The 4,963-nt window shown below is 72.1% G+C and carries 5 protein-coding genes and 1 pseudogene; 4 read left to right on the forward strand and 2 right to left on the reverse strand.

The features are described from left to right. Together feoB and DKL51_RS00950 are read left to right on the forward strand one after the other, a co-directional pair. Nucleotides 1–1,625: ferrous iron transport protein B (gene feoB, locus DKL51_RS00945; RefSeq protein ID WP_124811620.1), on the forward strand; the 1,625-nt coding region annotated here is incomplete at its 5' end. After that, the gene (locus tag DKL51_RS00950; RefSeq protein WP_109943073.1) at nt 1,622–1,918 is read left to right on the forward strand and encodes a FeoC-like transcriptional regulator; all 297 of its coding nucleotides are present in this window, start codon (nt 1,622–1,624) and stop codon (nt 1,916–1,918) included. The genes feoB and DKL51_RS00950, both read left to right, overlap by 4 nt. Here DKL51_RS00950 and DKL51_RS00955 read toward each other — a convergent pair. Together DKL51_RS00955 and DKL51_RS00960 are read right to left on the reverse strand one after the other, a co-directional pair. Continuing rightward, nucleotides 1,899–2,312, reverse strand: coding sequence for a VOC family protein (locus DKL51_RS00955; protein WP_109943072.1), 414 nt, complete (start codon nt 2,310–2,312; stop codon nt 1,899–1,901). The two genes, DKL51_RS00950 and DKL51_RS00955, sit on opposite strands and share 20 nt — an antisense overlap. A gap of 131 nt (nt 2,313–2,443) precedes the next feature. Next, complete coding sequence (locus DKL51_RS00960; protein ID WP_109943071.1) at nt 2,444–3,577, reverse strand: peptidoglycan recognition protein family protein; 1,134 nt, start codon at nt 3,575–3,577, stop codon at nt 2,444–2,446. Between the two features lie 775 nt (nt 3,578–4,352). Here DKL51_RS00960 and DKL51_RS37025 point away from each other — a divergent pair. Both DKL51_RS37025 and DKL51_RS37030 read left to right on the forward strand, forming a co-directional pair. Beyond that, a pseudogene (locus DKL51_RS37025) lies at nt 4,353–4,613 on the forward strand (hypothetical protein); the annotation flags it as partial. A gap of 107 nt (nt 4,614–4,720) precedes the next feature. Then, the coding region (locus tag DKL51_RS37030) for a zinc ribbon domain-containing protein (protein ID WP_148097693.1) at nt 4,721–4,963 on the forward strand (243 nt) is incomplete at its 3' end.

A 4,963-nucleotide genomic window follows, 5' to 3' on the forward strand; every position in this document is an offset into this window, starting at 1 on the left:
GCCTGGACGGCCTGGCCCACGCGCTCGCCACGGCCGCCGCCGCCGGCCCCGCCCGCCCGGTCCCGCTCGGTGCGGCGGTCGAGGACGCCGTCGAGCGGCTGGTCACCCTGATCGAGGCGGACCCCTCAGCCGACCGGGTGAACCCCCGCTGGCTGGCGGTGAACCTGCTCAGCGGCGACGACGAGTGGGTACCGGAGTGCTGCGTCTCGTCGGCCGGCGCGCTGCGGGCCCCAGCGTCAGACCTTCGCCGCGAGGTCGCCGAGCGGCTGGCCGCCGACGGCGAGGACGACCTGGAGACGGCGGTCGCCGACCAGCGGTACGGGTGGATCCGGCGCGTGGTCGCGGCAAGCGTGCACCGGCCGGCGGAGGACCGGCCGACGCTCTCCGACCGCGTGGACCGGGTGCTGACCGGCCGCTGGCTCGGCCTGCCCATCTTCCTGCTCGTCATGTGGCGGGTCTTCGAGGCGACGACCCGGGTGGCGGCGCCCCTGCAGGACGGCCTGTCGATCCTGGTGGACGGGCCGGTACGCGGCGCCGCGGCGTGGCTGCTGGCCCGGGCCGGGTTGGACGACACCTGGGTCGCCGGCCTCGTGCTCGACGGGCTGGTCTCTGGCGTGGGTCAGCTGCTCACCTTCGTCCCGCTCATGGCCATCATGTTCGTCCTGCTGGCGCTGCTGGAGGACTCGGGCTACCTGGCGCGGGCCGCCTTCGTCGCCGACCGGTTCCTGCGCCTGGTCGGCCTGCCGGGGCACGCGTTCCTGCCGCTCATCGTCGGGTTCGGCTGCAACGTGCCGGCGATCGCGGCGACGAGGATCCTCGCCGACACCCGGCACCGCCTGATGACGGCGCTGCTGGTGCCCTTCATCAGTTGCAGCGCCCGGCTGACCGTCTACCTGCTGCTGGCCGACGTGTTCTTCGGCAGTCACGCCGGCACCGTCGTCTTCGCCCTGTACGTGCTCTCCGTCGTGCTGGTCGTCGGCGTGGGCGTCGCGTTGCGGCACACCCTGCTGCGGCGCCTGCCGCGCGGCGCGCTGCTGCTCGAACTGCCGCCGTACCGGCGCCCCACCGTCCGGGTGGTGGCCAGCCAGGCCTGGCAGAAGCTTCAGGGATTCCTGCGTACCGCGAGCGGGATCATCGTGGCGACCGTGACCGCCGTCTGGCTGCTGACCGCCATCCCCACCGGGTCGGGCCAGTTCGGCAGGGTGGACGTCGCCGACAGCCTCTACGCCGGCATCAGCCGGACCGTGGCGCCTGCCTTCGCACCGGCCGGGTTCGACGACTGGCACGCCACCGGCGCGCTCGTCACCGGGTTCGTGGCCAAGGAGGCGGTGGTGTCGACCTTCGCCCAGACCTACCACGCCGCCGAACCGGACGCCCCGCAGCACGCCGGTGACCTGGGCGTCCAGCTGCGCGCGACCTTCGAGCGGACCTCCGGCGGACACCCGGCCGCCGCGGTGCTCGCGTTCCTGGTCTTCCTGCTCGCGTACACGCCCTGCATGGCGACGCTCGCCGCGCAACGGGCGGAGATCGGCGGGCGGTGGACGGGCATCGGCGTGGTCATGCAGTTGGCGGTGGCGTTCCTGCTGGCCGTCGCGGTCTTCCAGATCGGCAGGTTGCTGACATGAGCGTGCTGCGTGAGGTGCTGCGGCGGGTGCGTACGGCCGCGCCGGGCAGCGGCCTCGACGACATCGCCCGCGATCTCGGGGTGTCCCGCGAGGAGGTCGACGCGATGGTCGAGTACTGGGCTCGGCGCGGCGAACTGGTGGTCGACGAGTTGGGTTCCTGCGCGTCCGGCGGCTGCGGTGGCTGTCGCTTCAGCGGGCGGGGCGGCGGCTGCTACCGCCGCGCGCCCCGCTCCGGCCCGGCGCTGGTGGCGATCGGGCCGCCGTCCCATCCGGTCAGGACCCCGGCTGGCTGATGTTGACCATCCAGCCGATGCCGAACCGGTCCACGCACATGCCGAACTCGTCGCCCCACATCTGCTTCTCCAGCGGCATGGACACCACGCCGCCCTCGGAGAGCTGCTCCCAGTACCGCCGCAGATCGTCGGCGTCGTCCCCGCTCAGGCTGATGGCGATGTTGTTGCCGACGGTGCGCTCCATGCCCGGCGGCGTGTCGGACGCCATCAGGGTGAAGCCCTGCCCGGTCTCGAGCAGCGCGTGCATGACCCGGTCGGCCAGGGCCGGATCCGGATTGCCGAACTCGCCGAAGGTGCTCACCGACAGGGTGCCGCCAAACACCCGCTGGTAGAACTCCATCGCCGGACGGGCGTCGTCGGTGAAGCTGAGGTATGGGTTGAGTCTCGAACTCACGTCGCCTCCTCGGTCGTGACCAGCGGATCGTCGCAGACTGCGACCGCGTGGGCAACGAGGCGCGACGGGAGAAAACGGTCGCGGTGGAGGTGGCGCCGTTGCCACCTCCACCGCGTTCCCCCGCCGGCGCGTCAGTTCTGCTGGAACGACTGACGCACCACACCGCCCACCAGGGCGCACCAGGTGGTGGTGCTGACCTTGCCGTTCGGTTCGAGGCCGTGGAGTTCCTGTACGTCCTTGACGGCCTTCTTGGTCGCGTAGTCGTACTCGCCGGTGACGGCGACGTCGCTGTAGCCCTTCCAGTTCAGGATGAACTGCACCGCGCTGACCGGGATGCCGGCGGCGTCCTTCTCCAGTTCCGGCGCGAGGGTTTCCCAGGTCGGCGCGGTGAGCGTGGCGTCGATGTCGACCGGGATGGCGTTGCGGGCCTGCCAGTCCTGCACGGCGGCCACGGTGGCGGCGTCGAAGACGCCGGTGAGCGGAACGGTGTAGCCGCGGAAGGTGAGCAGGTACTGCGCGACGCGGACGACCGGGCCGCCGACGAAGCGCCAGATGTCGGGCCAGCGGCGGGCCGGCACGTCGGCCAGGTCGGTGCCGAGCTTGGCGAAGACCCGGCGCCGCAGGGCGGGGAACTCCCGGTAGAACATCGCGCCCGGGCACTGGGTGGCCCGGAAGTCCCAGTGGCCGAAGATGTCGTGGGCGTGCAGGCCGTACTGCTCGCAGACGGTGGTGCAGAGCTTGACCAGCGAGTCGAGCAGTTCCTGCGGCGGGGTCTCGGTGACGTAGGTGCCCTCGTTCTCGATGCCGATCGCCCGGCCGTTCTCGCCCGGGCAGTGCGCCGAGACCATCTGCCGGTCGCCGGCCTGGAGCCGGTCCAGGCTGCCGTGCCGTCCTTCGAGGACGTATCCGCCGCGGCTGACGGTGAAGTGCTGCCCGGTGTCGGACCAGTGGTTGACGTCCAGGTGCAGGTCCTGGCAGTCGCGGGCGAGCTGCTTGGCGTGCTCCTCGGAGTAGTCGATGCTGTTCGGGAACGCCATGTGGTGCACGATGATCTTGTTGGTGGGGATGGCGCTGATGACCAGGGGGTCCGCCGGCGGGCGGGCGCCCCACTCGTCGCAGCTGATGATCCAGTCCAGGTCCGCGCCCGGCGCGGCCTGCGCGGCCGCCGGGAATGCGAGTTCGCTCCCGACGACCGCGACCGTGGCGGCGCCGAGGCCGGCCCGCAGCAGGGTACGACGGTCCAGCTCGGGGTGGTCGAAGTGCATGGCATCTCCTCTGTGGCCGGCGAGGGCACGGGACAAGTAAAGGAGCTCCAGAATCGGCGCGTGAGTTGGAGAATATTGCCAGCGTCGGTCGCCGCGCTAGAGCTGTGTCCACTAACGTTCGCCGGCTGGCGGCCGGGGGATTTTGTCGTACCGGTGGTGTTGGGTTTGGGTTGTGCCTCGTCGTCGGGATCCCGCCGCGCCTCGGGTCGTGCATCGCACCGCGCGCGTCGCTGTGCGGGTGACGCCCGGGCAGCGGCGGCGGTGCTTCGGGCTGCTGCGCTCCGCTGGTGACGTGTGGGCGTGCTTGCTGGAGGTCAACGCGTGGCGGCGGCGGCGCCGGGACGCGCCGCTGGTGGGCTATCAGCAGTTGTGTCGGGAGCTGTCCGGGTCGGGGCCGGGCACCTTGGGAGAACTGGACACCACGGGTGCCCGGTCGGTGTTGCGCCGGTTTTCCGATGCGTGGTTCGCGGCGGCGAAGCGCCGCAAGGACGGTGACCTGTCGGCGCGGTTCCCGCGTCGACGGCGGGGGCTGGTGCCGGTGCGCTGGTACCACGGCACGTTCACCCTCGACGGGCGCCGGGCCCGGATCCCCACCGCCAAAGGCACTGCCCCCTTGTGGATCCGCTTGGCGCGGGAGGTGCCGTATCCGGCCGAGCAGGTCCGCTCGATCACCCTGCTGTGTGAGGGCGGCCGGCTGTTCCTCGACGTGACCGCCGAGGTGCCGTTGGCGGTCTACCCGCCCGGTGAAAAACCGGACCCGGCCAGGTTCGCCGGGGTGGACCTGGGAATCATTCACCCCTACGCCGTGGCCGGTCCCGACGGGGAGGGGTTGCTGGTGTCGGGGCGGGCGATCCGCGCCGAGCACCGCATGCACCTGGCCGACACCAAGGCCCGCCGCCGTGCGGTGGCCCGCCGGGCGCCGAAACGTGGTGAGCAGGGTTCGCGACGGTGGCGCAAATACCGCCGTCGGGCACGCCTGGTGGAGGGCCGGCACCGGCGCAGGGTCCGTCAGGCCCAGCACGAAGCCGCCCGTCAGGTTGTCTCCTGGGCGGTGGAACGGCGGGTGGGTGTGCTGCATGTCGGTGACCCGCGCGGGGTGCTGGACATTGCTGCGGGGCGGCGGCACAACCTGCGGCTGCGGCAGTGGCAGATCGGCCGGCTCCTGCAGGTCCTCACCGACAAGGCCACCCTCGCCGGCATCACGTCCGGCTGGTCGACGAACGCGGCACCTCGTCCACCTGCCCCGCCTGCCGCGCACGCGTTCCGAAACCTCGTGGCCGGACCTTGTCCTGCCCGCGCTGTCGATTCTCCGGGCACCGCGACCTGGTCGCGGCCGCCAGCATCGCCACCCGCACCCCGGGCGGCGGACCCACCACCACGGCAGCC

This window comes from Micromonospora globispora, assembly GCF_003857015.1.
GTDB classification, from domain to species: domain Bacteria; phylum Actinomycetota; class Actinomycetes; order Mycobacteriales; family Micromonosporaceae; genus Micromonospora; species Micromonospora globispora.

Excerpts from the sequence above, each read along its gene's own strand:
- DKL51_RS00950 (WP_109943073.1), top strand. The coding sequence starts at position 1,622 with ATGAGCGTGCTGCGTGAGGTGCTGCGGCGGGTGCGTACGGCCGCGCCG.
- DKL51_RS00960 (WP_109943071.1), bottom strand. The coding sequence starts at position 3,577 with ATGCACTTCGACCACCCCGAGCTGGACCGTCGTACCCTGCTGCGGGCC.